The sequence below is a fragment of the Kitasatospora sp. NPDC058115 genome (genome assembly GCF_042884635.1).
Classification (GTDB): Bacteria; Actinomycetota; Actinomycetes; order Streptomycetales; family Streptomycetaceae; genus Kitasatospora.
Genome location: NZ_JBHVTL010000033.1, coordinates 65623 through 89884, shown reverse-complemented (window position 1 = coordinate 89884; position 24262 = coordinate 65623). Strand labels below are relative to the sequence as shown.

17 protein-coding genes and 2 pseudogenes are annotated in these 24262 nt (G+C 72.5%); 8 read left to right on the top strand and 11 right to left on the bottom strand.

The genetic code is table 11. The features are described from left to right. Positions 1-12 precede the first annotated feature (12 nt). Positions 13-792 (bottom strand): annotated as a pseudogene (locus ACFVVL_RS30070) (type I-E CRISPR-associated protein Cse1/CasA); the annotation flags it as partial. A 342-nt stretch (positions 793-1134) separates the two neighbouring features. After that, complete coding sequence (locus ACFVVL_RS30065) at positions 1135-2295, bottom strand: pyridoxal phosphate-dependent aminotransferase (protein ID WP_387680748.1); 1161 nt, start codon at positions 2293-2295, stop codon at positions 1135-1137. A gap of 185 nt (positions 2296-2480) precedes the next feature. On the opposite strand from ACFVVL_RS30065, the gene ACFVVL_RS30060 reads away from it, so the two are divergent. Beyond that, positions 2481-2996, top strand: a complete 516-nt coding sequence (locus tag ACFVVL_RS30060; protein WP_380290020.1) for a hypothetical protein — start codon at positions 2481-2483, stop codon at positions 2994-2996. A gap of 1 nt (position 2997) precedes the next feature. Next, positions 2998-4053, top strand: a complete 1056-nt coding sequence (locus ACFVVL_RS30055; protein ID WP_387680745.1) for a peptidase — start codon at positions 2998-3000, stop codon at positions 4051-4053. A gap of 142 nt (positions 4054-4195) precedes the next feature. Here ACFVVL_RS30055 and ACFVVL_RS30050 read toward each other — a convergent pair whose 3' ends face one another. From ACFVVL_RS30050 to ACFVVL_RS30040, 3 genes are all read right to left on the bottom strand, one after another. Continuing rightward, on the bottom strand, positions 4196-4759 hold the full coding sequence (locus tag ACFVVL_RS30050) for a YbjN domain-containing protein (RefSeq protein WP_380290016.1): 564 nt from the start codon (positions 4757-4759) through the stop codon (positions 4196-4198). Between the two features lie 182 nt (positions 4760-4941). Next, positions 4942-7548 (bottom strand): ATP-dependent chaperone ClpB, encoded by a 2607-nt coding sequence (clpB, locus tag ACFVVL_RS30045; RefSeq protein ID WP_387680741.1) that lies wholly within the window; start codon positions 7546-7548, stop codon positions 4942-4944. A 72-nt stretch (positions 7549-7620) separates the two neighbouring features. Next, positions 7621-8649 (bottom strand): LysR family transcriptional regulator, encoded by a 1029-nt coding sequence (locus tag ACFVVL_RS30040; protein ID WP_380290012.1) that lies wholly within the window; start codon positions 8647-8649, stop codon positions 7621-7623. 71 nt (positions 8650-8720) lie between these two features. Here ACFVVL_RS30040 and ACFVVL_RS30035 point away from each other — a divergent pair, with 71 nt between their 5' ends. The 3 genes from ACFVVL_RS30035 (at position 8721) to ACFVVL_RS30025 (ending at position 12355) form a co-directional block, all read left to right on the top strand. Beyond that, complete coding sequence (locus ACFVVL_RS30035; RefSeq protein WP_387680737.1) at positions 8721-9845, top strand: TDT family transporter; 1125 nt, start codon at positions 8721-8723, stop codon at positions 9843-9845. Between the two features lie 568 nt (positions 9846-10413). After that, entirely contained in the window at positions 10414-11448 is a 1035-nt protein-coding gene (locus ACFVVL_RS30030) for a LuxR C-terminal-related transcriptional regulator (RefSeq protein ID WP_380290009.1), read from the top strand. Beyond that, entirely contained in the window at positions 11438-12355 is a 918-nt protein-coding gene (locus ACFVVL_RS30025; RefSeq protein ID WP_380290007.1) for a LuxR family transcriptional regulator, read from the top strand. Before ACFVVL_RS30030 ends, ACFVVL_RS30025 begins: the two co-directional genes overlap by 11 nt. A 7-nt stretch (positions 12356-12362) precedes the next feature. Here the strand turns inward: ACFVVL_RS30025 and ACFVVL_RS30020 are convergent, their stop codons facing one another. The 6 genes from ACFVVL_RS30020 to dnaK all read right to left on the bottom strand — a co-directional run bounded on the left by ACFVVL_RS30020 (position 12363) and on the right by dnaK (position 19119). After that, positions 12363-12989: a hypothetical protein gene (locus ACFVVL_RS30020; protein ID WP_380290005.1), complete on the bottom strand. Its 627-nt coding sequence runs from the start codon at positions 12987-12989 to the stop codon at positions 12363-12365. Positions 12990-13536: 547 nt separating this feature from the next. Beyond that, positions 13537-14595: a helix-turn-helix domain-containing protein gene (locus ACFVVL_RS30015; RefSeq protein ID WP_380290001.1), complete on the bottom strand. Its 1059-nt coding sequence runs from the start codon at positions 14593-14595 to the stop codon at positions 13537-13539. A gap of 205 nt (positions 14596-14800) precedes the next feature. Beyond that, positions 14801-15316: a heat shock protein transcriptional repressor HspR gene (locus tag ACFVVL_RS30010; protein ID WP_380289999.1), complete on the bottom strand. Its 516-nt coding sequence runs from the start codon at positions 15314-15316 to the stop codon at positions 14801-14803. Between the two features lie 7 nt (positions 15317-15323). Then, positions 15324-16481: a molecular chaperone DnaJ gene (dnaJ, locus tag ACFVVL_RS30005; RefSeq protein WP_380289997.1), complete on the bottom strand. Its 1158-nt coding sequence runs from the start codon at positions 16479-16481 to the stop codon at positions 15324-15326. A gap of 158 nt (positions 16482-16639) precedes the next feature. Beyond that, positions 16640-17269 carry a nucleotide exchange factor GrpE gene (gene grpE, locus ACFVVL_RS30000; protein ID WP_380289995.1) on the bottom strand — a complete coding sequence of 210 codons (630 nt, stop codon included), beginning with the start codon at positions 17267-17269 and terminating at the stop codon, positions 16640-16642. Continuing rightward, positions 17266-19119: a molecular chaperone DnaK gene (gene dnaK, locus ACFVVL_RS29995; protein ID WP_387680729.1), complete on the bottom strand. Its 1854-nt coding sequence runs from the start codon at positions 19117-19119 to the stop codon at positions 17266-17268. The genes grpE and dnaK overlap by 4 nt, the downstream gene beginning before the upstream one ends. Positions 19120-19419: 300 nt before the next feature. On the opposite strand from dnaK, the gene ACFVVL_RS29990 reads away from it, so the two are divergent. The 3 genes and pseudogenes from ACFVVL_RS29990 (at position 19420) to ACFVVL_RS29980 (ending at position 24235) form a co-directional block, all read left to right on the top strand. Further along, positions 19420-21642: a (Fe-S)-binding protein gene (locus ACFVVL_RS29990; RefSeq protein WP_387680726.1), complete on the top strand. Its 2223-nt coding sequence runs from the start codon at positions 19420-19422 to the stop codon at positions 21640-21642. A gap of 316 nt (positions 21643-21958) precedes the next feature. After that, positions 21959-23032 (top strand): annotated as a pseudogene (locus tag ACFVVL_RS29985) (sugar phosphate nucleotidyltransferase); the annotation flags it as partial. A 198-nt stretch (positions 23033-23230) separates the two neighbouring features. Continuing rightward, entirely contained in the window at positions 23231-24235 is a 1005-nt protein-coding gene (locus tag ACFVVL_RS29980) for a YIP1 family protein (RefSeq protein WP_387680723.1), read from the top strand. The last annotated feature ends 27 nt before the right edge of the window (positions 24236-24262 follow it).

Here is a 24262-nt window from a genome sequence, read left to right as displayed (position 1 = left end):
GTCCGCCGGTCCGGTCACGGCCCTCCCGGGCGGCCGGCGGTCGAAGGCGCGGCGCTCGACCGGCCCGGTGGTCCAGGAGTAGTTGAAGACGCCCGGGTCGTCCCCGGCCAGCGGGGCCAGGTTCAGCCGCAGCGTCTCGGCCACGGAGCCGCCGAGCGCGATCACCCGGATCCGCCCGCCCAGACGCCCCGCCGAGAGGTGGGTGATCGCCGGTCCCAAGGTCTCCTTGCCGGAGATCCGCGCCCTGCCGGGCAGCCCGTAGGCGTGCTGGGTGAGCAGAGCGCGGAACGCCTCGGCGGCGGGGAGCGGAGTCGGGTGTTCGAGGTGGTGGTGATCGAAGAACTGGTTGTAGTCGCCCGCATGCTCGATCACCAACTGGGCGGGACCGGTCCCGAGCCGGTCCAGGTACGGTGCGAGCAGCGCGTTCTGTCCGAGCGGCTGGGTGGGGTGGAACAGGTCCCATCTGTCGTTCGGCTCCTCGGCCAGCCACGTGGCGGCCTCGTCGAGCGGGTGGCGCCGGTCCACCCACTCCAGCCATTCCTCCGGTGTCCTCGGGTACGTCCTCGACGCGTAGCAGACCGCCAACAGGAGCTCGATCAGTGCGACTTGCTCTCCTGGCGTCCCCGCGACGACACTGACGGCCTCCTCCGCCGCCCGGAGGAGGTCCAGCAGGCCTGCCGTCCTCGACCGGCCGTCCGCCAGCACCACGTGCACACAGCCCTCATGGCGGGGGTCCCAGTGCAGCCCCCGGCCTGCTTCGGAGGCGGCGGATGGGGAGGAGTCGGCGAGCATGCCTTTCGAGTTCCGTCCGTAGTGGTGCGGCATCGGAGGAATCCCGAAGCTACCAGGAGGACTTGGCCGGCGATGAGGGTTTGGCGTAATGCCAAAAATCCTATAATCAAAGCAGCTTAATTGTTCCCGTGCATGGCATCCCCGCCGGTGCGGGGGGATCGTTCTGGCAATGATCCGGAAACCTACGACTGAGCAGCCGGCGGTGAGCTTGGCACACGGTGCGTCGCCGCGCCAAGCCGATCCGCCAGTCGGGTGATGGCATCCGGGATCTCATGAAAAATGACCCTGAATCCTACGAGTTGAGGAAAATCGGCGCCGAACCGCCGATCCGTCCGGTGGGGCTCAGAGCCGGGACAGCCGTTCGACGGCCTCCTCCAGGACGGCGGTCCGCTTGCAGAAGGTGAACCGCACCAGTGGCCGGCCGGCCTCGGGGTCGTCGTAGAAGACGGCGTTGGGGATGGCGACGACGCCGCAGCGTTCCGGGAGGGAGCGGCAGAAGGCGATGCCGTCCTTCTCGCCGAGGGGGGTGATGTCGGTGGTGATGAAGTAGGTGCCCTGCGGCTGGAAGACCCGGAAGCCGGCGGCGGTGAGGCCGTCGGCGAGCAGGTCGCGCTTGTGCCGCAGGTCCGCGCGGAAGTCGTCGAAGTACGCGTCGGGCAGGTCCAGGGCCTCGGCGACGGCGTACTGGAAGGGGCCGGCGCTGACGTAGGTGAGGTACTGCTTGGCGGTGCGGACGGCGGCGACCAGTTCGGGGGCGGCGGTCACCCAGCCGACCTTCCAGCCGGTGAAGGAGAAGGTCTTGCCGGCCGAGGAGATGGTGACGGTGCGCTCGCGCATGCCGGGCAGGGCGGCGATCGGGTGGTGGGCGCCGTCGAAGACGAGGTGCTCGTAGACCTCGTCGGTGACCACCAGCAGGTCGTGCTCGACGGCGAGTGCGGCGATGGCGGTGAGCTCGTCGGGGGTCAGGACGAGGCCGGTGGGGTTGTGCGGGGTGTTGATCAGCAGCAGCCGGGTGCGCGGGGTGATCAGCGAGCGCAGCTCGTCGAGGTCCGGGCGGAAGGACGGGGCCCGCAGGGTGAGCGGGACGCGGACGGCGCCGGCCATGGCGATGCAGGCGGCGTAGGAGTCGTAGAAGGGTTCGAGGGCGATGACCTCGTCGCCGGGCTCCAGCAGGGCGAGCAGCGAGGCGGCGATGGCCTCGGTGGCGCCGGCGGTGACCAGCACCTCGGTGTCCGGGTCGAGGCCGAGGCCGTAGCGGCGCCGCTGGTGCGCGGCGATCGCGGTGCGCAGCTCGGGGATGCCGGGGCCGGGCGGGTACTGGTTGCCCCGGCCCTCGCGCAGGGCCCGGACGGCGGCCTCGCGGACCTGCTCGGGGCCGTCGGTGTCCGGGAAGCCCTGGCCGAGGTTGATCGAGCCGGTGGCCGTGGCCAGGGCGGACATCTCGGCGAAGATCGTCGTTCCCATGCCCGCCAGCCGGCGGTTCAACAGCGGCCTCGCACCCATCACGGCTCCTCACAGATTGCGGTCGGCCCAATCCTCCGTCGGCCGTGGGGCGCGGACAAGCTCCGAGGTGCGGTCATTCCTCCGGCGCAGTGCGGAGGGCTTCGCCTTGCGGGAGCCGGCCGCACCGGTTTCTCTGACATTACGTCAATCGGAATGTCCGCTCTCGGGGGCTTTCGGGAGTCATCATGCGTTTACGAACCCTTGCCGTCGCCGCCGCGTCCGCCGCCCTCGTCATGGTCCAGCCGGGCCTGGCCGTCGCCGCGTACGACCCCAGCACCACGCTCACCTTCATCGTCACCTCCGGCGCACTGACGATGACGGTGCCGGTCAGCGCCGCCCTCGGTTCGGGCGCGCCCGGAACCACGGTCAGCGCGCCGATCGGCCCGGTGAACGTGGTCGACGCGCGCGCCCTGCTGTCGGCCTCCTGGACGGTGACGGCCTCGGTCACCGACTTCACCAACGGCCCGTCGACGGTGCCCGCCTCCCGGGCCACCTACACGCCCGGGACGGTGACGACGACCGGCACCATCACCGTCACCCCGACCAGCGTGACGCTGAGCAACTCCGCCCAGACGGTGGTCACCGGGACCTCCGGCGTCGGCGACAACACCGCGACCTGGAACCCGACGGTCGCCGTCGACCTGCCCGCCAGCGCCGTGGGCGGGATCTACACCGGAACGCTGACCCACTCCGTTGCCTGAGATGCCCGAGCCCGCCGAGCGGCCCGGGGGCGTGCGCCGCTCCTGGGCCCTGCTGCTGGTGCTGGCCGTCGTCCAGGCGCTCGGGGTGCTGCCGGCGGCGGCGGACGGAGTGCCGGGGACGCCCTCCCCGGGGCCGGACGCCGCGGGGAGGACCATCGGCATCAGGCTGCTCGACGCCCCGGAGGACCGCCGGGACGATCCCCGGGCGCAGGCCTACGTCGTCGACCACCTCGCCCCGGGCGCGGTCATCGAGCGGCGGGTGGAGGTCAGCAACGAGTCGTCGGCGCCGATGCACGTCACCCTCTACGCCGGGGCGGCCGCCGTCGCGAACGGGGAGTTCGCCTTCGCTCCCGAGCGCACCCCCAACGAGCTGACCGGCTGGACGTCGCTCGACACGACGGAGCTCGACCTGGCGCCCTCCGCGACGGCGCCGGTGCGCGCCACCGTCCGGGTGCCCGCGAACGCCTCCGCCGGGGAGCGCTACGGCGTCATCTGGGCCCAGACCGGGGCCGCCGCGGACCGCGCGCACCAGCTGGCGGTCGTGGGGCGGGTCGGGGTCCGGATGTACCTCGACGTCGGTCCCGGCGGCGAGCCGCCGACGGACTTCACGATCGGGCGGCTGTGGCCGGCCAGGGCCCGGGACGGGCGGGCGGAGGTGCACGCCCGGGTCCACAACACGGGCGGCCGCGCGCTGGACGTCGGCGGGGCGCTCTCGCTCCTCGACGGGCCGGGCGGACTGCGCGCCGGGCCGTTCCCGGTCAAGGCGGGCACCACCCTGGCCCCGGGCGACGCCGGGGAGGTGACCGTCCCGCTGGACCCGGGGCTGCCGGACGGCCCGTGGACCGTGGAGCTCACGCTCGGGAGCGGGCCGGCCGAGCACACCACGCGCGCCACCGTCACCTTCCCGAGGACTCCCGGCGGCGCCGGATCGGTGACCGCGTCGGCCGGTGCGGGGGACCTCCCGGGCCCGGTGGTCGTCGGGTTCTCGGCGCTCGTCCTCGCCGCCCTGTGCCTGCTGCTCCTGCGGCACCTCAGGCGGCACCGCCGCCGCCGGTGACGGCCGGGGCGGCCGCGGGGACGACGACGGCCCGCCACCGGGTGCCGGTGGCGGGCCGTACGGGAAGCCGGAGCGGGAAGCCGGAGCCCCCGGGCGGTCCGCGGTCGGCGGTCGGCGACCGGTGATCGGCCGCGACCGGTGATCAGCTCTCGTCGGTGCCCTCGGACGGCTTGCCCTTGCCGTCCTCGCCCTCGATCTCGTCCTGAAGGCCGAGGCGCTCGACGATCCACTGCTCGAAGCCCACGGCGGCCTGGGTCCAGTTGGCGGTGGTGGTGACGAAGTAGTCCAGGTTGACGCCGGTGCCGACGATCATCTGGGCCTCGCCGATCAGGCGGACCACGCCGTCCTCGTGGGTGTGGGTGTAGACCTTGGGCCAGAGGGTCTCGCGGTTCCACTCGTCGATCAGGTCGAGGATCTCGCCCTTCTTCTCCAGCGGGTACGGGCGGTCGTAGAACGCCCGGACGGCGAAGAGCTCCTTCTGCTCGCCGCGGAACATGTAGTAGACGCGGAAGCCCTCCCAGGGGGCGGTGAGGTCGCCCTCCTCGTCGACGCCGTGCTTGAGCTGCATCTGGTCGAGAAGCTGGCCCACCAGGTTCTGGTCCGGGACGATGATCGGCGGCGGGCCGGCCGGACGCCCGCCCTGGCCTCCGGGCTGGCCACCCTGGGGCATGCCGAACGACGGGATGGACGACGGGTCGATGCTCATGGGGTCCTCTTCCTCAGTGCACGTGGTGGTCGGCAATGAGAGGCCGCCCTTCCGAGTCCATCCTGCCTCATCCGGGGCCCGCCTCACAGGGGTGGCCGCCACCGGGCCGGGCATGGCCGGATCATGGTCCGGCCCCGGGGTCGGCCGGGGCCGGACCATGATCGTCCGGTGGTGACGGGCGGCTACTTCTCCAGCGGCCCGCGGGCACGGACGGTGAGCCGGTCGCCGTCCTCGTCCCGCTCGACCAGCACGGTGTCGCCGTCGTGCACCTGGCCCGCCAGGATCGCCCGGGCCAGCTGGTCGCCGATCGCGGACTGCACCAGCCGGCGCAGCGGCCGGGCGCCGTACGCCGGGTCGTAGCCGGTGAGCGCCAGCCAGTCCCGGGCCGCCTCGGAGACGTGCAGGCTGAGCCGGCGGTCGCGCAGCCGGTCGCCCAGCCGGGCCACCTGGAGGTCGACGATCCGGCTCAGCTCGGCGGTGCCCAGCGGGTCGAAGACCACGACGTCGTCGAGCCGGTTGAGGAACTCCGGCTTGAAGGCGGCCCGCACCGACTCCAGCACGAGGTCCTTCTTCCGCTCCTCCGGGGTGGCCGGGTCCACCAGGAACTGGCTGCCGAGGTTGGAGGTGAGGATCAGGATCGCGTTGCGGAAGTCCACCGTGCGGCCCTGGCCGTCGGTGAGCCGGCCGTCGTCGAGCACCTGGAGCAGGACGTCGAAGACCTCGGGGTGGGCCTTCTCCACCTCGTCCAGCAGCACCACGCTGTACGGGCGGCGGCGGACCGCCTCGGTGAGCTGGCCGCCCTCCTCGTAGCCGACGTACCCGGGCGGCGCGCCGACCAGGCGGGAGACCGAGTGCTTCTCGCCGTACTCGCTCATGTCGATGCGGACCATCGCCCGCTCGTCGTCGAAGAGGAAGTCGGCCAGGGCCTTGGCGAGTTCGGTCTTGCCGACGCCGGTCGGGCCGAGGAACAGGAACGAGCCGGTCGGGCGGTCCGGGTCGGCGATGCCGGAGCGGGTGCGCCGCACCGCGTCCGAGACGGCCTGCACGGCCTCCGCCTGGCCGATCAGGCGCCGGCCCAGCTCCTCCTCCATGCGCAGGAGTTTGGCGCTCTCGCCCTCCATCAGCCGGCCGGCCGGGATGCCCGTCCAGGACGCCACCACGTCGGCCACGTCGTCCGGGCCCACCTCCTCCTTGACCATCGAGGCGGAGGTGTCCTCGCCGGCGGCGCGTTCCTGGGCCTCGGCGAGTTCCTTCTCGGCCGCCGGGACCTCGGCGTACATCAGCTTGGACGCGCGCTCGAAGTCGCCGTCCCGCTGGGCGCGTTCGAGCGCGCCGTGCAGGTCGTCCAGCCGCCCCTTGAGCTCGCCGACCCGGTTCAGGCTCTTCTTCTCCTGCTCCCAGCGGGCCGTGAGCACGCTCAACTGCTCGTTCTTGTCGGCGAGATCGCGGCGCAGCTTGGCCAGCCGGTCGACCGAGGCCGGGTCCGACTCCTTCTCCAGGGCCAGCTCCTCCATCCGCAACCGGTCGACGGAGCGCTGGAGTTCGTCGATCTCGACCGGGGAGGAGTCGATCTCCATCCGCAGCCGGGAGGCCGCCTCGTCGACCAGGTCGATCGCCTTGTCGGGCAGGAAGCGGGAGGTGATGTACCGGTGGGAGAGGGTGGCCGCGGCGACCAGGGCGGCGTCCGCGATCTGCACCTTGTGGTGCGCCTCGTAGCGGCCCTTGAGACCGCGCAGGATGGCGATGGAGTCCTCGACGCTGGGCTCGCCGACCAGCACCTGCTGGAAGCGGCGCTCCAGGGCCGGGTCCTTCTCGATCCGCTCGCGGTACTCGTCCAGGGTGGTGGCGCCGACCATCCGCAGCTCGCCGCGGGCCAGCATCGGCTTGAGCATGTTGCCGGCGTCCATCGCGGAGTCGCCGCCGGCGCCCGCGCCGACCATGGTGTGCAGCTCGTCGATGAAGGTGACGACCTGGCCGTCGCTCTGCTTGATGTCGTTGAGGACGGCCTTCAGCCGCTCCTCGAACTCGCCGCGGTACTTGGCGCCGGCGACCATCGCGCCGAGGTCCAGGGAGACCAGGCGCTTGCCGCGCAGCGACTCCGGGACGTCGCCGGCCACGATCCGCTGGGCCAGGCCCTCGACCACGGCGGTCTTGCCGACGCCGGGCTCGCCGATCAGCACCGGGTTGTTCTTGGTCCGGCGGGAGAGCACCTGGACCACCCGGCGGATCTCCTGGTCCCGGCCGATCACCGGGTCGAGCTTGCCGTCGCGGGCCGCCTGGGTGAGGTCGGTGCCGTACTTCTCCAGCGCCTTGTAGGTGCCCTCCGGGTCCGGGGAGGTGACCCGGGCGCTGCCCCGGACGTCCTTGAACGCGGCGAGCAGCGCCTTCGGGGTGGCGCCCTGCTGTACCAGCAGCTCGGCGACCGCCCCGCCCTCGGCGGCCAGGCCGACGAGCAGGTGCTCGGTGGAGACGTACTGGTCGTCGAGGTCGTCGGCGCGCTTGCCGGCCTCGGTCAGCACCGCCAGGGTGTCGCGGGCCAGCTGCGGCGCGGCGACGGTGGCGCCGGAGGCGCTGGGCAGCGCGGCGGCCTGGCGGCGGGCCTCGGCGTCGATCCGGGACACGTCCGCGCCGACCGCCTCCAGCAGCGGTCTGGCGATGCCCTCGGGCTGATCCAGCAGGGCGGTCAGGATGTGCACCGGCTTGACGTCCGGGTTGCCGACGGCCCCGGCCTGCCGGATCGCGGCGGACAGGGCGTCCTGCGTCTTGGTGGTGAACTTGCTGGCGTCCACTGCTGGGGGGTCCTCCCTCGTCGTGCGTGATGTCTGCCGTGTACAGCATGCACTAAGTTGAGTCTATTCCGCTCAACTTTTGGATGAACGGTCGGGGCGGACCCGCAGCGCGGGGCGCTCGGGCGAGGCGGCGGGCTCGCGGGCCGTCCGCGGCGGCAGGGTCCGGGCCTGCGCCATCCGCGCCTGGTGGGTGCCGGCCGTCCGCCGGGTCAGCGCCAGCAGCTCCCGGGCCGGGCCGGTCGGCCGCTGCCCGGCCGGCCAGACCGCCCGCAGCGGCCGCCGCAGGTCCAGCTCCGCCACCAGCCGCACCGCCACCAGCCGCCGGGTCGCCAGCTCCTCCACCACCGCCAGCTCGCTCAGGCAGACCGGCCCGGCCCCGGTCATCGCGGCCGCCTTCAGCGCCGTCGAGGAGGCCAGCTCCAGCCGCGGCGGCGCGGTGCCCCCGTACGGCGCCAGTGCCATCTCCAGCACCTCCCGGGTGCCCGAACCCGGTTCGCGCAGCACCAGCGGGGTCTGTGCCAGCTCCCGGCCGGACAGCGGCGCGCGGCGCCGTGCCCACGGATGGTCCGGCGCCACCACGACCACTAGCCGGTCGGCCGCCACCACCGCGCCCGCCAGCCCGGCCGGGGGCAACGGCCCCTCGACGAAGCCGAGGTCCGCGTCCCCGGCCAGCACGTGGCCCGCCACGTCCGCCGAATTGGCGGTGCGCAGCGTCACCGCCGTGCCCGGGCTGGCCGCGTGCAGGGCCAGCAGCCAGCCCGGCATCAGGTACTCGGCGACGGTCAGACTGGCCACCACGGTCAGCCGGGCGTCCCGGCGCTCGCGCAGCGCGTCGATCCCGGCGTCCAGCGCCTGCGCCGCCTCCACGACCTGCCGCGCCCACTCGACCACCAGCCGGCCCGCCTCGGTGGGCCGGGAGCCGCGCGGGGAGCGCTCCAGCAGCGGGACGCCGATCTGCCGCTCCATGCCCTTGATCCGGGCGCTGGCGGTCGGCTGGCTCACCCCGAGTTCGGCGGCCGCCCGGCCGACGCTGCCGAGCCGGGCCACCGCGAGCAGCAGCTCCAGCGCACCGAGTTCGGGGACGCGCGGAGAGAGGGCCATAGACTCAGGCTATGCCCTCATAGAGCGGGCGGCGCTACCGCCGCCGCCCGGGCCGGGCGACGGTGGGTGCCATGGCCACCCTGCTCAGCCCCGCCCCCGCCCCCGCCCCCGGTCCCCGCGCATCCGTCCGCGTCCGCCGCTTCGACCTCGCCCAGCTCGGCCCGAACTGGTACGCGGTGGTCATGGGGACCGCCATCACGGCCAACGGCGCGGCCGTCCTGCCGGTCCGGTGGCCCGGGCTGACCGGCTTCGCCGAGCTGATGTGGGCGCTCGGGCTGGCCGGCCTGCTGGTGATCGGCGCCGCCCGGGCCGTCCACCTCACCCGGCACCGCTCGGCCGCCCGCGCCCACCTGCTGGACGACCCGGCCACCGCCGTCTTCTACGGCTGCCCGCCGATGGCGCTGCTCTCGGTGGGCCTCGGCACCCTGACCGTCGGCTCCCGGGTGATCGGCACCGGCCCGGCCGTGGCGCTCGACCTCGTGCTCTGGACGGCCGGCACGCTGTACGCGCTCGCCGTCGCGGCCGGCATCCCGTACCTGATGATCACCCGGCACGCCGTCTCCCCGCTCACCGCCAACCCGACCTGGCTGCTGCCCGTGGTCGCCCCGCTGGTCGCCTCCGCCACCGGCCCGGCGCTCGTCCCGCACCTGCCGGCCGGCGCGGCCCGGCAGACCCTGCTGTACGGGTGCGCGACGCTGTTCGGGATTGGCCTGCTGGCCACCCTGGCGCTGCTGCCGGTGGTGCTCACCGGCCTGGTGCACAGCAAGCTGCCCGCCCTGGCGCTCACCCCGACGCTCTTCCTGGTGCTCGGCCCGCTCGGCCAGTCCACCACCGCCGTCCACCAGCTGGCCGACGCCGCGGGCCCGGTGTTCCCCGGCCTGGCGCCCGTGGCGGTCGCCCTCGCCGAGCTGTTCGGGGTGGCGGTGCTGGGCGTCGCGATGCTCTGGCTGCTGCTCGCCGTCGCGGCCAACCTGCGCGCCCGGCGGGCCGGGATGGGGTTCGCGATGACCTGGTGGGCCTTCACCTTCCCGGTCGGCACCTGCGTCACCGGGGCGTCCGCGCTCGCCCGGCACACCGGGTTCGCCGGCTTCACCGGGCTCGCCGCCGCCCTGTTCGCCCTGCTGCTGGCCGGCTGGGCGCTCGCGGCGGGCGGCACCGCCGCCGCCCTGGCCGGCGGCCGGCTGCTGGCCCGCTGAACGCGTCCGGCGGTGCCCGGACGCGCCGGGTTCCGGAACACGCTGCTCCGCCACCGACCGGCCGGACGGTCGGAAAATCCCCGCCCCACCCGGCTGACCTGCGGGTTGGCGGAAGGCGCAAACGGGCCGCGGGAGCCCGCGCCGAACCGCCCGTGCAGGTTCCTGCAATTGCGAGAACATGAAGCAGGGTGGCACTTGTTCACCGGCCGTCACGCCTGTGAGGGTGGAGCCACGCCAGGTCGTCCGGGCAACCGCAGCCCGAGGACGGCGACTTGCTCTTCATACTGGATGCGACCGGTACGTCCGCACGTGCCTGCATATCGGGGGGGAGAGCGCCGGCCGGGACGCCATGTGTGGTGATGGCCCCCGGGACCGGAGTCGGCGAGGCGTTGCTGCTCCGCCTCGCCGGAAGCGCTGGACCGCGGCGTACACCGGCGGCCCCCGGGCCCGCGTGCGACGGCACCCGGGGCCCGGGGGACCGCCGGCTCCCAGTACCTTGATCATCACCGGCGACCGCGCGGCGCGCGGAGCACCGACACCCCAGAGCATCCGGCAGGGAGCGTTCGACGTGACGTTCGAGGCGACGGCGGACCCGGCGGACGGCCCGGACGGCTCCGGGCCGGGCCGCTCCGGGCCGGGCGCCGCCGCGTCCGCCGGCGACCCCGACGAAGCCGCCCGCCGGCTCTACCTCGCGATCCTCGCCGACGGCGGCCGGATCCGGATCGCCGACGTCCCCGACCCGGACCAGGACGCCGTCCGCCAGCTGGTCTCCATCGGCCTGCTGATGACCAATCCGATGGACGCCTGCTACACCGCCGTCAGCCCCCGTTCGGTCAGCGACCGCCTCGGCGCGGAACTGCGCAGCGAGGCCACCCGCCTGCTGGTGCGCGCCGAGAACCTGCCCGGCGCCCTGGACGCCCTCACCCGCGCCTACGACGCGATGCCCCGCCCGCCCGAGCGCTCCGGCGGCGCCGTCTACATCGAGGGCCACATCCACATCCGGCACCGGATCTCCCAGCTGGTCTCCGACTGCCGCACCGAGGTCCTCACCGCCCAGCCCGGCCACCGCCCGCCCGACGCGCTCAAGATCGCCATCCAGCAGGACGTCAAGCTCCTCCAGCGCGGCTGCTCGCTGCGCACCCTCTACCAGCCCGTCGCGATCTCCGAACCGGCCGCCCTCGCCTACGCCGAGGAGGTCACCCGGCGCGGCTCGCTGATCCGGATCCTGGACGAGCCGTTCCAGCGGCTGATGATCTTCGACCGCTCGGTCGCGGTGATCTCCGCCAGCGACGACCACAGCACCGCCGCCTTCATCAGCGACCCGGCCGCGATCGCCTTCATCGTCAACGCCTTCGAGCGCGACTGGTCCCGGGCCGACGCCACCGACTGGTCCGCCGTGCTCAGCCAGGGGCCCGCCCACAACGCGCCCGACCGGGTCGGCCGGCTGCTCGCCCGCGGCCTGACCCAGCGCGCCGTCGCCACCCGCCTCGGCCTGAGCGAGCGCACGGTGGCCGCCCACATCTCCCGGCTGCGCGACCGCTACGGCGCCCAGACCCTCTTCCAGCTCGGCTGGCTGATGCGCGGCGGCCGTGATGACGGATGAGCCCACCGCCGCGGAGCACGGCCTCTACCTGACCGCGCTGGCCAACGGCGGCCGGCTCACCGCGTCGTCCGCCGCCGACCCGGTCGCGCTGGCCGGTCTGGTCGCCCGCGGTCTGCTCGAACGCACCGCGGGCGGGTACACCGCCGTCAGCCCGCGCACGGCCGGGGACCGCCGGGCCGCCGAGCTGCGCACCGAGGCGACCAGGCTGCTGGTGCGCGCCGAGCAGCTGCCCGGCACCCTGGCGCCGCTGAGCGCCACCTTCGACGCCACCCGCCAGCCGGCCCCGCTGTCGCCCTGCGTCGAGGGCCCGGAGGCCATCCGGCACCGGCTCGCCCTGCTGGTCGCGGAGTGCCGGGAGGAGCTGCTGACGGCCCAGCCGGGGACCCGCCGGCGGGCCACCCTCGAACTGTCGGTCACCCAGGACGTCCCGCTGCTGATGACCGGGCGGCGGATCCGGACCATCTACCAGCCCGTGGTGCGCCGTCAGCCCGAGGTGATCGAGTACGCGAACGCGGTCGTCCCGCACGGCTCGCAGATCCGCCTGCTGGACGAGCCCTTCGACCGGATGATCATCGTCGACCGGACCACGGCGGTGGTCTCCGCGCGGGCCGACCACAGCGCCGCCGCGTTCATCACCGACCGGGCCACGGTGGACGCGCTGGTCGCCACCTTCGAGCGCGACTGGTGCCGCGCCACCGTCACCGACTGGTCGGCCGCCGTTCCGCACCCGGTGGCCGTCCGGATCGGGCGCCTCCTCTCCCGCGGCTTCACCCAGCGGGCCATCGCCGCCCGGATCGGCCTGAGCGAACGCTCCGTGGCCGCCCACATCTCCCGCCTGCGCGAGCGCCACGGCGCCCGGACGCTGTTCCAGCTCGGATGGCGGATGCGGGGCTGCCGCGATGACTGAGCGGCGGTCAGCCGGTGGCCGCGCCGGTGGGCCAGTAGCCGGCCGGGCCGACGGCGGGGGGCTGCTGCCGGGGGACGGTGAACTGCTCGCCGGGGGCGGTCCAGAAGCCCTCGCGCAGCGAGAGCGCCATGCCGGCCCAGTCGAGGGCGGTCTCCACGGTGTGGTGGAGGGCCTCCTGGGACCAGGTGTCGTCGAAGACCAGCGGCAGGACGGGGGCGACCTGCTCGATGGTGGCGATCAGCGGGTTGTGGGTGATGGCCTCGTCGACGAGCAGGACGATCGGCTTGCGCAGCGCCGACGCCCAGCCCAGCTCCAGGCTGACGCCGGCCGACAGCGGCGCGCCGACGTAGGCGAAGACGAGGTCCGCGGACTGCAGCGCGCGGAAGTCCGACGGCACCCGGGGCTCGGGGGCGCGCCCGGCGACGGTCCAGGCGTCACTGTGGTGGGCGCTGTACACGGCGGCGCCGCTGCGGAGGAGGGTGGTGCGAAGCGTCGTCAGCCGCGTCCGGCTGGCGAGGGTCACCACACTGTCCGCCGGCCCGGTCAACCGCATCAGCGGCGCGGCCAGGAACACGCGTGCGCGCCGGCCCTCATGGGCCTGTGCGGGGAGGTCGCGCAGATAGGGCTCGCTCATGACGACTCCGGGGAAGTGGTGGTCAGGCGAGCAGACATGGCACCGCTGCTCGGAGGTGCTGTTCCGTCCTGCCTGAACAATCAACGTTTGTTATTGCGACGGGCGGGTTGATCGTCCAATGAGACGGGTCTTGGCGTCCACAGAGTCGTGCTGGCATCTGACTGCCAGGCAGTCAGATGACACACCGCCGGGCCTGACCGGCGCGTACGTTGGTTGTGCTCACATCAGGCGAGCTTGTTCGGGGTGAGAGTAGACGTCGTCGACGTGCTCCTGCCAGCCCTCGCAACGCTCTGCGGGTGTACTGGGGCGTGACATGTCGGCCCTCCATGGGTCATCATATGGTCGCATTAGTGCGACCGTCGCCCGATGAGTCGATGCTCGCAGTAAGTTGTCGTGAAAGGAGTGATGTTGTGCTGAAGGCGCGCCGTATTGCTGTCTCTGCATTCCTCCTGGGCATCGCAATGCTCATTGGAGTGGGCTCGGCCACCGCTGATGACTCCCATTGGGGGGCCGACCGCCAGCAGGTTGCCATGCTCGACATGGACAGTCACTGGTAGGACTTTTGCCAGTCAAGGGGAAGGACCGATGCATCGGGCAGCATCGGTCCTTCTTGTTGCCGGGCGAGTTTCCAGCCGAGCTGGAAGAGCGTCTCGACCTCGTGTTCCTCGCGGAGTTCGGCGATGTGCCGGGCCAGCGTGCGCTCGCTCAGTCCGAGCCGGCGCGCGATCGTTCTGTGGCCGGCCCCCTGGAGCATCATCCGGATGATTTGCTGACGCATGCTCGAAACCACCTGGCGGGGGATCTCGTGCGAGCCGGAGAAGGGAATGGCCCGCTCCCACTGGCTGCTGAACACGTGCACGATGTAGCTGATCACCGCCTCGTCCCGGATGAAGGCCGCGCGGTCGCGATTCTCCTCGCCCCCGACGGTGACCACGGCCACCTTGCGGTCGAGCACGATGAGCTTGGCGAACGCCTCGTCGAGGGTCCTCACCTGGCAGCCGGCCTGGGTGATCTCCCGTACGTAGTCGACCGTCGGATTGGAATAGCGCGCACCCGGTTGGTAAATGGTCCGGATGGTGCCGCCGCGCTGCACGAATCTCATGTCCCGGTCGATGGCGATCCGCAATGCGTCGGCCGCCCGCCCGCCGCCGGGCTGCGCGGTCAGCATCTCGCGCGAGGCGTTCTCCAGCAGCGTTTCCAGGAGCTGGTTTATGGTGCCGCGGCCCTGGACGTACTCAATTGATCCGCCGGGTTCCGGTCCGGTGGTGTGCGCCTGGTATTCGAGGCCGAGTTCCTGCAGCGTCGCGTGCAGCGAAATCGACCGGCGGAGCAGATCGGCGGCCTCCATCTGGAGATTGTTCGAGGCCGATTCGGCGAGCTGCCGGGGGTCTTTCACCGCGAAGGTTCCCGGCGGGCCCACTTCCGGATTGAGGAGACCGAGCCGCAGCAACTCCTGGAGCGGTTCGTGGTCGGATTCGGGCGACAGCGGACAGCCCTGGTCGTCCGTCAGCGGCCCGTCGTGCCGCAGGGCCTTCTGGTACAGGCTGCGGGCCTCCGGAGACAGCACACCCTCGTGGGTGGCTCCAGACCTGTGTCCGGCACTCATCTGCGGCTCCTCGCCGTTGGCTGGACCGGGTGGACTGCGCGGACCTGGTCCGCCCTGGGCATCCTAGGCGCCGCGTGCCCCCGTGCCGACTGCTGCGTGGTGTTCGAGCCGGTTCCCCGCTTCCTGAACCTTCGCACTGGAACGATACTGCCGGTACCCGCTGTACGGCGGGTACCGGCGGTGGTGCGCGAGCGCGCGACGGCGGTCAGCGCTTGGGGCGCCAGACGACGAGCGCGCTGGAGTGCGGGGTCGGGGGCTGGTAGGGGACGAGGTCGCGCCGGTAGGAGGCGTGGATGGTGGCCTCGCGCTGCTGGAGCGCGGTGGCCGCGCCCTCCAGGGAGTCGGCCAGTTCGGCGATCCGGGACTGCAGGGCGGCGACCTGGTTCTCCAGCTCGATGATCCGCTTGATGCCGGCCAGGTTGATGCCCTCGTCCTGGGAGAGCCGCTGGACCTCGCGCAGCTGCTGGATGTCGCGCGCGGAGTAGCGGCGGCCGCGTCCGGCGGTGCGGTCGGGGCTGACCAGGCCGAGCCGGTCGTACTGGCGGAGGGTCTGCGGGTGCAGGCCGGAGAGCTCGGCGGCCACCGAGATCACGTAGACCGGGGTCTCCTCGGTGAGCACGTACTGGGGCTGCGGGGCGGTCCGGCGGGTGGTGCGGCGGGCGCCGCCGCCACCGGGAAGACCGTCGCCGAGGCCGGGGCCGATGGGGTCGTCGGGGGTCATCTGGTCGTCACGCTCCCTTCGCCGCTCGGAAGAGGGCGGCTCGCGGGTCGTCGGAGGCGGTCGCCTCGCGGTACTGCTCCAGAGCGGTCAGGGCGTCGCCGGTGACGGCCTGGGGCACCACGACCTCCATGGTGACCAGCAGGTCGCCGCGGGTGCCGTCCTTGCGGGTGGCGCCCTTGCCGCGGGCCCGCAGGGTCAGGCCGTTGGCGCTGCCCGGGGGCAGCTTGAGCTTCACCGACGGGCCGTTCAGGGTCGGCACCTCGATGGTGCCGCCGAGGGCCGCCTCGGGGAAGGTCACCGGGACGGTCACCGTCAGGTTGTCGCCCTTGCGCCCGAACACGGCGTGCGGGTCGACGTGGACGGTGACGTACAGGTCGCCGGGCTGGCCGCCGCGCTCGCCCTGGGCACCCTTGCCCTTGAGGCGGATCCGCTGGGCGTCCTGGACGCCGGCCGGGATCCGGACCTGCATGGTGCGGGCGGAGCTGGCGCGGCCGCTGCCGTGGCAGTCGGGGCAGGGGTCGTCGACGATCATGCCGCGGCCCCGGCAGTCCCGGCAGGGCTCGGAGAGCGCGAAGGCGCCCTGACCGCGGCTGACCGTGCCGGAGCCCACGCAGGTCGGACAGACCCGCGGGGTGGTGCCGGACTTGGCGCCGGTGCCGTTGCAGAGCCGGCAGGGGGCCTGGCTGGTCATCCGCAGCGGGACGGTGGCACCGTCGACGGCCTCCTCGAAGGAGAGCGTCACCTCGGTCTCGACGTCGGCGCCGCGCCGCGGCTGGGCCTGCCGGCCGCCGCGGTTGAACAGGCCGCCGAAGACGTCGCCCAGCCCGCCGCCGGCGCCGCCGCCGCCCTGGCTGCCGCTGAAGAGGTCGCCGAAGTCGAAGCTGTAGCTGCCGGTGCCGCCGGGTCCGCCCGGCCGGAAGCCGCCGTTGGCGAAGAGGCTGCGGGCCTCGTCGTACTCCTTGCGGCGCTTCTCGTCGGAGAGGACGTCGTACGCCTCGGAGATGTCCTTGAACCGCTCCTCGGCCTTGGTGTCGCCCTTGTTGGCGTCGGGGTGGAACTCGCGCGCCAGCTTGCGGTAGGTCTTCTTGATCTCCGTGGCGCTGGCGTCCTTGGGCACGCCGAGGACCTTGTAGTAGTCCTTCTCCACGTAGTCCTTGCCGCTCATGGCCGGCGCCACCTCCCGAGGTCCATCGTCACAGTGCTGTCAACGGTCCGGGCACGCTCCTGCGTGCCCGGACACGCCGACAGCGCGCTGCGGAGCCGGCCGCCGTACTGGCCGGCGTACGACTCCGCAGCGCAAGGGTTGTCAGCCGTCACCGGTGGTCAGCTGTCCGAGCCACCGTCGGCCTGGTCCTTCTTCTCCCCGCCCTTGGCGGTGTCGGCGTCCGGACCGGACGTGGTCTGGGTGCCCGGCTGGGGCTCCGCGACCGCGACCATCGCCGGGCGGATGATCCGCTCGCCGATCCGGTAGCCGGGCTGGAGGATCTGGACGCAGGTGTCCTCGGTGACGTCCGAGGAGTAGCTGTGCATCAGCGCCTCGTGCATGGTCGGGTCGAAGGGCTCGCCCTCCTTGCCGAACTGCTGCAGGCCCAGCTTGGCGACGACCGTCTCCAGCGACTCCGCGACGGACTTGAAGCCGCCCGTCACCTCGCCGTGGTCGCGGGCGCGGCCGATGTCGTCCAGCACCGGGATCAGCGACTCCAGGATGTTGGAGACGGCGATCTCGCGGACCGTCAGCCGGTCGCGCTCGACCCGCTTGCGGTAGTTCTGGTACTCGGCCTGCAGGCGCTGGAGGTCGGCGGTGCGCTCGGCCGCCTCGCGCTTGGCCGCGGCGACCTCCTCCGCGCCGGAGCCCTCGGCCCCGGCCGCGGCGGCCTCCTCGGCCGCCTTGATCACGGCCTCCTCGGCGGCGGAGTCGTCGCCGGGCTCGGCACCCTGCGGCTTCTCCGTCATGCCGCACCGCCCTTGGGCTTCTCGTCGTCCACGATCTCGGCGTCGACGACGTCGTCGTCCTTGGCACCGGCCTCGCCGGCGTCACCGGCCGCGCCCGCACCGGCCGCACCGGCGGCGTCGGCGTTGGCGTACAGCGCCTGGCCGAGCTTCTGGGCGGTGGTGGAGACCTTCTCCGAGGCCTCGCGGATCTTCGCGATGTCCTCGCCCTTCAGGGCTTCCTTCAGCTCGCCGATGGCGGTCTCGACCTCGGTCTTGACATCGGCCGGCAGCTTGTCGGCGTTGTCGGCGATGAACTTCTCGGTGGAGTAGACGAGCTGCTCGGCCTGGTTGCGGGTCTCCACGGCCTCGCGGCGCTTGTGGTCCTCCTCCGCGTACTGCTCGGCCTCGCGCATCATGCGCTCGATGTCGTCCTTCGGCAGCGCGGAGCCGCCGGTGACGGTCATCTTCTGCTCCTTGCCGGTGCCGAGGTCCTTGGCGCCGACGTGCATGATGCCGTTGGCGTCGATGTCGAAGGTGACCTCGATCTGGGGCAGGCCGCGGGGGGCCGGCGGCAGGCCGGTCAGCTCGAACATGCCGAGCTTCTTGTTGTAGGCGGCGATCTCGCGCTCGCCCTGGTAGACCTGGATCTGCACGGACGGCTGGTTGTCCTCGGCCGTGGTGAAGATCTCCGAGCGCTTGGTCGGGATCGTGGTGTTGCGCTCGATCAGCTTGGTCATGATGCCGCCCTTGGTCTCGATGCCGAGGGACAGCGGGGTGACGTCGAGCAGCAGGACGTCCTTGACCTCGCCCTTGAGGACACCGGCCTGGAGCGCGGCGCCGATGGCGACGACCTCGTCCGGGTTGACGCCCTTGTTGGCGTCCTTGCCGCCGGTCAGCTCGCGGACGAGCTCGGCGACGGCCGGCATGCGGGTGGAGCCGCCGACGAGGACCACGTGGTCGATCTCGGACAGCGCGATGCCGGCGTCCTTGATCACGTTGTGGAACGGGATCTTGCAGCGCTCCAGCAGGTCCGAGGTGAGCTGCTGGAACTGGGCGCGGGTGAGCTTCTCGTCCAGGTGCAGCGGGCCCTCGGCGGAGGCCGTGATGTAGGGCAGATTGATCGAGGTCTCGGAGGACGAGGACAGCTCGATCTTGGCCTTCTCGGCGGCCTCGCGCAGACGCTGCAGGGCCATCTTGTCCTTGGACAGGTCGACGCCGTGGCCGGCCTGGAAGACCTTGACCAGGTGGTCGACGATCTTCTGGTCCCAGTCGTCGCCGCCGAGGTGGTTGTCACCGTTGGTGGCCTTCACCTCGACGACCCCGTCGCCGATCTCCAGCAGGGAGACGTCGAAGGTGCCGCCGCCGAGGTCGAAGACCAGGATGGTCTGGTCGTCCTTGTCCAGGCCGTAGGCCAGGGCGGCCGCGGTCGGCTCGTTGACGATGCGCAGGACGTTGAGGCCCGCGATCTCACCGGCCTCCTTGGTGGCCTGGCGCTCGGAGTCGGAGAAGTACGCCGGGACGGTGATGACGGCGTCGGTGACCTGCTCGCCCAGGTAGGCCTCGGCGTCGCGCTTCAGCTTCTGCAGCACGAAGGCGCTGATCTGCTGGGGGTTGAAGTCCTTGCCGTCCAGCCCGATCTTCCAGCTGGTGCCCATGTGGCGCTTGACCGAGCGGATGGTGCGGTCGACGTTGGTGACCGCCTGGCGCTTGGCCACCTCGCCGACGAGCACCTCGCCGTTCTTCGCGAAGGCGACGACGGACGGCGTGGTCCGCGCGCCCTCGGCGTTCGTGATGACGGTGGGCTCGCCACCCTCCAGAACGCTGACGACCGAGTTCGTCGTGCCGAGGTCGATGCCGACCGCGCGTGCCATCGTAGATACCTCCAGGGAAGAGTTGAGCTTTACGGGCTCAAGGATGCCCGAGGATGCGGAGGGCGTCAACAGGGATGAGTCGGAGTCGCTCAACTTTGCTGAGCCGTTCTCCGGAGCGGCGGTGGCCGGGCCGTGCCGGACGTGCACGCGCGTGACTGCCGCCATACCTTGAGCATCTTCAGGAGAAGTGTTGGCGAACGGTAATGTCCGGGCCGTCGGCCCTGGAAGTTACCGACGAGTACACTCCCCTTGGAGAAACTGCACACCCGTAACACGCAAGCCGCAGGAGACGGAGAGCCGATGCAGCTAGCAGCGATCGTCATCTCGCTGGTCACATTCGTGGTCGGCACCGCGCTCGCCGCTCGTGCGGCGCTGTACATCTACCGGGTGGTGCGGACCGGCCAGCCGGACGCCACCCGCTTCGGGCAGCCCGCGCGGCGGGCGAAGACCGTGGCCGTGGAGTTCGTCGGCCACACCCGGATGAACCGCTGGGGGATCGTCGGCATCGCCCACTGGTTCGTCGCGGTCGGCTTCTTCACCCTGGGCCTGACCCTGCTGACCGCCTTCTTCCAGCTGTTCGACGCCGAGTTCGTGCTGCCGGTGCTCGGCGGCTGGCTGCCGTACGAGCTGTTCACCGAACTGGTCGGCACCCTCACCACGCTGGGCATCGCGACGCTGATCGTGATCCGCCTGCTGAGCCTGCCCGGCCGGGCGGGCCGCAAGTCCCGCTTCGCCGGCTCGATCGCCTGGCAGGCCTTCTACGTCGAGTACACGATCCTCGGCATCGGCCTGTGCATCATGATCCTGCGCGGCCTGGAGGGCGCGCTGGAGGGCGTCGGCTCCTACGAGGCCACGTACCTGATCTCCTACCCGCTGGTGGCGGCCTTCCGCGGGCTGTCCCACGGCACCCTGGAGAACCTGGTCTACCTCTTCGCGATGCTGAAGATCTGCATCTCCTTCGCGTGGGCGATCACCATCGGCGTCAACCCCTCGATGGGCGTCGCCTGGCACCGCTTCCTGGGCTTCTTCAACATCTACTTCAAGCGCGAGGAGGACGGCTCCACCGCGCTCGGCGAACTGCGCCCGATGACCAGCGGCGGTGAGCCGATCGACTTCGAGGACCCGGCCGAGGACGCCGTCTTCGGCGTCTCCCAGGTCGAGCACTTCTCCTGGAAGGGCATCCTCGACTTCTCCACCTGCACCGAGTGCGGCCGCTGCCAGTCCCAGTGCCCGGCCTGGAACACCGGCAAGCCGCTCTCCCCGAAGCTGCTGATCATGAGCCTGCGCGAGCACGCCTTCGGCAAGGCCCCCTACCTGCTCGCCGGCGGCGGCAAGGACATGGAGGGCACCGAGAAGGCCACCGCCGAGCAGCTGCGGGACGTCCCCGCGGCCGCCCTGGCCGAGGCCGGGCGCCCGCTGGTCGGCACCGCCGAGGAGAACGGCGTCATCGACCCCGACGTGCTGTGGTCCTGCACCACCTGCGGCGCCTGCGTCGAGCAGTGCCCCGTCGACATCGAGCACATCGACCACATCGTCGACATGCGCCGCTACCAGGTGATGATCGAGTCCTCGTTCCCCACCGAGGCCGGCACCATGCTCAAGAACCTGGAGAACAAGGGCAACCCCTGGGGCATGGCCACCAAGGCCCGCCTCGACTGGGTCAAGGAGCTCAAGAAGGAGACCGGCATCGAGGTGCCGGTGATCGGCGAGGACATCGACCCCGCCGAGGTCGAGTACCTCTACTGGGTGGGCTGCGCCGGCGCCCTGGAGGACCGCGCGAAGAAGACCACCAAGGCCTTCGCCGAACTGCTGCACACCGCCGGGGTGCGGTTCGCGATCCTCGGCAAGGAGGAGTCCTGCACCGGTGACTCCGCCCGCCGCCTGGGCAACGAGTTCCTCTTCCAGATGCTCGGCGCGCAGAACGTCGAGACCCTGAACGCGGCACTGGAGGACGCCCCGGTCAAGCGGATCGTGGCGACCTGCCCGCACTGCTTCAACACCATCGCCAACGAGTACCCGCAGCTGGGCGGCCACTTCGAGGTCATCCACCACACCCAGCTGCTGCAGCACCTCATCGACGAGGGCAAGCTCGTGCCGGTCAACCCGGTCGAGGGCCTCATCACCTACCACGACCCCTGCTACCTGGGCCGCCACAACAAGGTCTACAGCCCGCCGCGCGAGATCATGGACAAGGTCCCGGGGCTGCGCCAGCAGGAGATGCACCGCCACAAGGAGCGCGGCTTCTGCTGCGGCGCCGGCGGCGCGCGGATGTGGATGGAGGAGCGCATCGGCAAGCGGATCAACACCGAGCGCGTCGACGAGGCGCTGTCCCTCGACCCGGACATCGTCTCCACCGCCTGCCCGTTCTGCCTGGTCATGCTCTCCGACTCGGTCAACGGCAAGAAGAACGAGGGCGCGGCGAAGGAGCACCTGAAGGTCGTCGACGTCGCCCAGCTGCTGCTCGACTCGGTCAAGGCGGTCCCGCCGGCCGGGGCCGAGGAGCCGCAGACCGTCGACGCCTGACCGACCGGCCGCCGACGCCCCGGGGGAGCCCGGTAGTTCGACAGTTCTGCTACAACCGCCCGGCCCGGGCGAGGTGCCGCCGGCGCCCGCCCGGGCCGGGCTTTTCGGCTCCGCGGGGCCGTCGCGCGGGCGGTGGAGCGCAGGTCGGGCGCCGGGGCGGCGGGGGGTCCGGCCGTCGGGAGGAAATACAGTAGGCGCCGGACCGGCCGCGCGCCGGTCGATCCGTTCCGGCCCCCGGAACGGCGTACAGCAGACCGACGGAGGTATCGGCCCGCCGGGCCGGGCCGCAGAGACCACAAGGGGAACAGCGCAGACCATGACCGAGGCGATCATGCTGGTCGGTGGTAAGGGCACGCGACTGCGTCCGCTGACCACCCACACCCCCAAGCCCATGCTGCCCGTGGCAGGCGTCCCGTTCATCGCGCACCAGCTGGCCCGCGCGGCGGCGGCCGGGGTCACCCGCGTGGTGCTCGCCACCTCCTACCTCGCCGAGGTCTTCGAGGACCACTTCCAGGACGGCACGCCCTACGGCATCGAGCTGGTCTACCTGACCGAGCGCGAGCCGCTCGGCACCGGCGGCGCCATCCGCAACGCGGCCACCGGGCTCACCTGCGGCCCCGACGAGCCGGTCCTGGTGTTCAACGGCGACATCCTCTCCGGCGTCGACATCGCCGCCCTGCGCGACGGCCACGTGGCCGCCGGGGCCGACGTCACCCTGCACCTCACCCGGGTCGAGGACCCGCGCGCCTTCGGGCTCGTCCCCACCGACGCCGACGGGCGGGTGCTGGAGTTCCTGGAGAAGCCGGAGACGCCGGAGCAGATCGTCACCGACCAGATCAACGCCGGCTGCTACGTCTTCACCCGCTCGGTGATCGACCGCATCCCGGCCGGCCGCGAGGTCTCCGTCGAGCGCGAGACCTTCCCGGAGCTGCTGGCCACCGGCGCGCTGCTGCGCGGCGTCGTCGACACCTCGTACTGGCTCGACCTCGGCACCCCGGCCGCCTTCGTGCGCGGCTCGGCCGACCTGGTGCTCGGCAAGGTCGACTCGCCGGCCGTCCCCGGCCCGACCGGTGACGCCCTGCCGCTGCCCGGCTCGACCGTGCGGCACGGCGCGGTGCTCAGCGGCGGCACCGTGGTCTCCGAGGGCGCGGTGGTCGAGGCCGGCGCGATCGTCGAGGGCAGCGTGATCCTGCCCGGCGCCGTCATCGGGCCGGACACCCTGGTCAAGGACTCGATCGTGGGCGCCTTCGCGGTCATCGGCGACCGGACCGCGCTGGACGGCGCGGTGATCGGCGACGGGGCGATCGTCGAGTCCGACAACGAGCTGCCGAACGGGGTGCGGATCGCCTGCGGCACGCTGCTGCCGGTCGGCGCCGTGCGCACCTCGGCCGGGCCGGGCGGGTGCCCGGCCGGCACCAGCGCGGCGGCGGCGGTGCACGGGCCGAAGGTCGGCGTGCGGGGTTAGGGTTCGCCTTCATACCCCTGTAGGGCCTGCGCGTCGGCGTCATCCGCGTCACCGGCGTCACAGGCTCGCTGCAAAGCGGTCGCCGGCCCGCCGTGCTGCCCGCCGGGCGGGTACCTTCGGAACGTGGCTGGCAATCGATACGACAGCGGTCAGGGCGCCGATCCCCGTGGCGGGTGGTCGGCGCCCCCGCAGCAGCAGGCGGCGCCCGGGGGGTACGGGCCGACGGACGGGCCGGAGTACTTCACCGGCCCGCAGCAGGGGTCGCACCAGGACCCGTACGGCGGGTACGACCCGTACGGCCCGCGGGCCCCGTACCAGCAGGGTCCCCAGGGCCCGCACGCCCCGCAGGGCCCGCACGCCCCGCACCAGGACCCGCACGCCCCGCACCAGGACCCGTACGCGGCCGACCACCCGGGCCACACCCGGGCCTTCCCGGTCGGCGCCGACCCGTACGCGGGCGAGCCATCCTCCTACGGCCACGGCCACGGCCAGGAGCCGCCGTCCTCCGCGTACGCGGACGGCTACGGCCAGGACAACGTCGCCGTCTACCGGGCCGGCGGCCAGTCCGCGCCGCAGGTCACCGGCCCCCGGCCGACCTGGCGCGAGCTGCTGACCGGACTGTTCCGCACCCCCACCGCGATCTTCGACCGCACCCGCGACCACCAGGTCTGGCTCCCCGCCGTCACGGTCTCCCTGCTGTACGGCGCCCTGGCCGTGCTCGGCATCGGCCTGACCCGCGACGACGTGGTCAACTCGGCCTTCACGGTCGCGCTCACCGCGATGCTCGCCGCCGCGATCGGCTTCACCCTGGCCGGCGCCATGCTCGGCGCCGTCACCTACGGCCTGGCCCGGCAGTTCGGCGGCGACGGCCCGTGGCAGTCCACGGTCGGCCTGGCCGTGCTGATCGGCTGGGTCACCGACGCGCCCCGGCTGCTGCTGGCGCTCGTCCTGCCGGCCGACAACCTGCTCGTCCAGGCCGTCGGCTGGGCCACCTGGCTGCTCTGCGGCTACCTGCTGGCCCTCATGGTCCGCCGGGTGCACGACCTGCCGTGGGGCAAGGCGGCCGGCGCGGCCGCGCTGCAGCTGCTGGCCCTGCTGGTGCTGATCAAGCTGCCGACCCTGGGCTGACCGGGGGGCCTCCCGGCGGTCCCGGGA

Bases quoted from the DNA above. Each gene is read 5' to 3' on its own strand.
- ACFVVL_RS30055 (WP_387680745.1), top strand. From the start codon at position 2,998: ATGCCCGAGCCCGCCGAGCGGCCCGGGGGCGTGCGCCGCTCCTGGGCC.
- ACFVVL_RS30050 (WP_380290016.1), bottom strand. From the start codon at position 4,759: ATGAGCATCGACCCGTCGTCCATCCCGTCGTTCGGCATGCCCCAGGGT.
- grpE (WP_380289995.1), bottom strand. From the start codon at position 17,269: ATGACGGAGAAGCCGCAGGGTGCCGAGCCCGGCGACGACTCCGCCGCC.
- ACFVVL_RS30015 (WP_380290001.1), bottom strand. From the start codon at position 14,595: ATGAGTGCCGGACACAGGTCTGGAGCCACCCACGAGGGTGTGCTGTCT.
- ACFVVL_RS30025 (WP_380290007.1), top strand. From the start codon at position 11,438: ATGACGGATGAGCCCACCGCCGCGGAGCACGGCCTCTACCTGACCGCG.
- ACFVVL_RS30010 (WP_380289999.1), bottom strand. From the start codon at position 15,316: ATGACCCCCGACGACCCCATCGGCCCCGGCCTCGGCGACGGTCTTCCC.
- ACFVVL_RS30060 (WP_380290020.1), top strand. From the start codon at position 2,481: ATGCGTTTACGAACCCTTGCCGTCGCCGCCGCGTCCGCCGCCCTCGTC.
- ACFVVL_RS30040 (WP_380290012.1), bottom strand. From the start codon at position 8,649: ATGGCCCTCTCTCCGCGCGTCCCCGAACTCGGTGCGCTGGAGCTGCTG.
- ACFVVL_RS30035 (WP_387680737.1), top strand. From the start codon at position 8,721: ATGGCCACCCTGCTCAGCCCCGCCCCCGCCCCCGCCCCCGGTCCCCGC.
- dnaJ (WP_380289997.1), bottom strand. From the start codon at position 16,481: ATGAGCGGCAAGGACTACGTGGAGAAGGACTACTACAAGGTCCTCGGC.
- dnaK (WP_387680729.1), bottom strand. From the start codon at position 19,119: ATGGCACGCGCGGTCGGCATCGACCTCGGCACGACGAACTCGGTCGTC.
- ACFVVL_RS29990 (WP_387680726.1), top strand. From the start codon at position 19,420: ATGCAGCTAGCAGCGATCGTCATCTCGCTGGTCACATTCGTGGTCGGC.
- ACFVVL_RS30020 (WP_380290005.1), bottom strand. From the start codon at position 12,989: ATGAGCGAGCCCTATCTGCGCGACCTCCCCGCACAGGCCCATGAGGGC.
- ACFVVL_RS30065 (WP_387680748.1), bottom strand. From the start codon at position 2,295: ATGGGTGCGAGGCCGCTGTTGAACCGCCGGCTGGCGGGCATGGGAACG.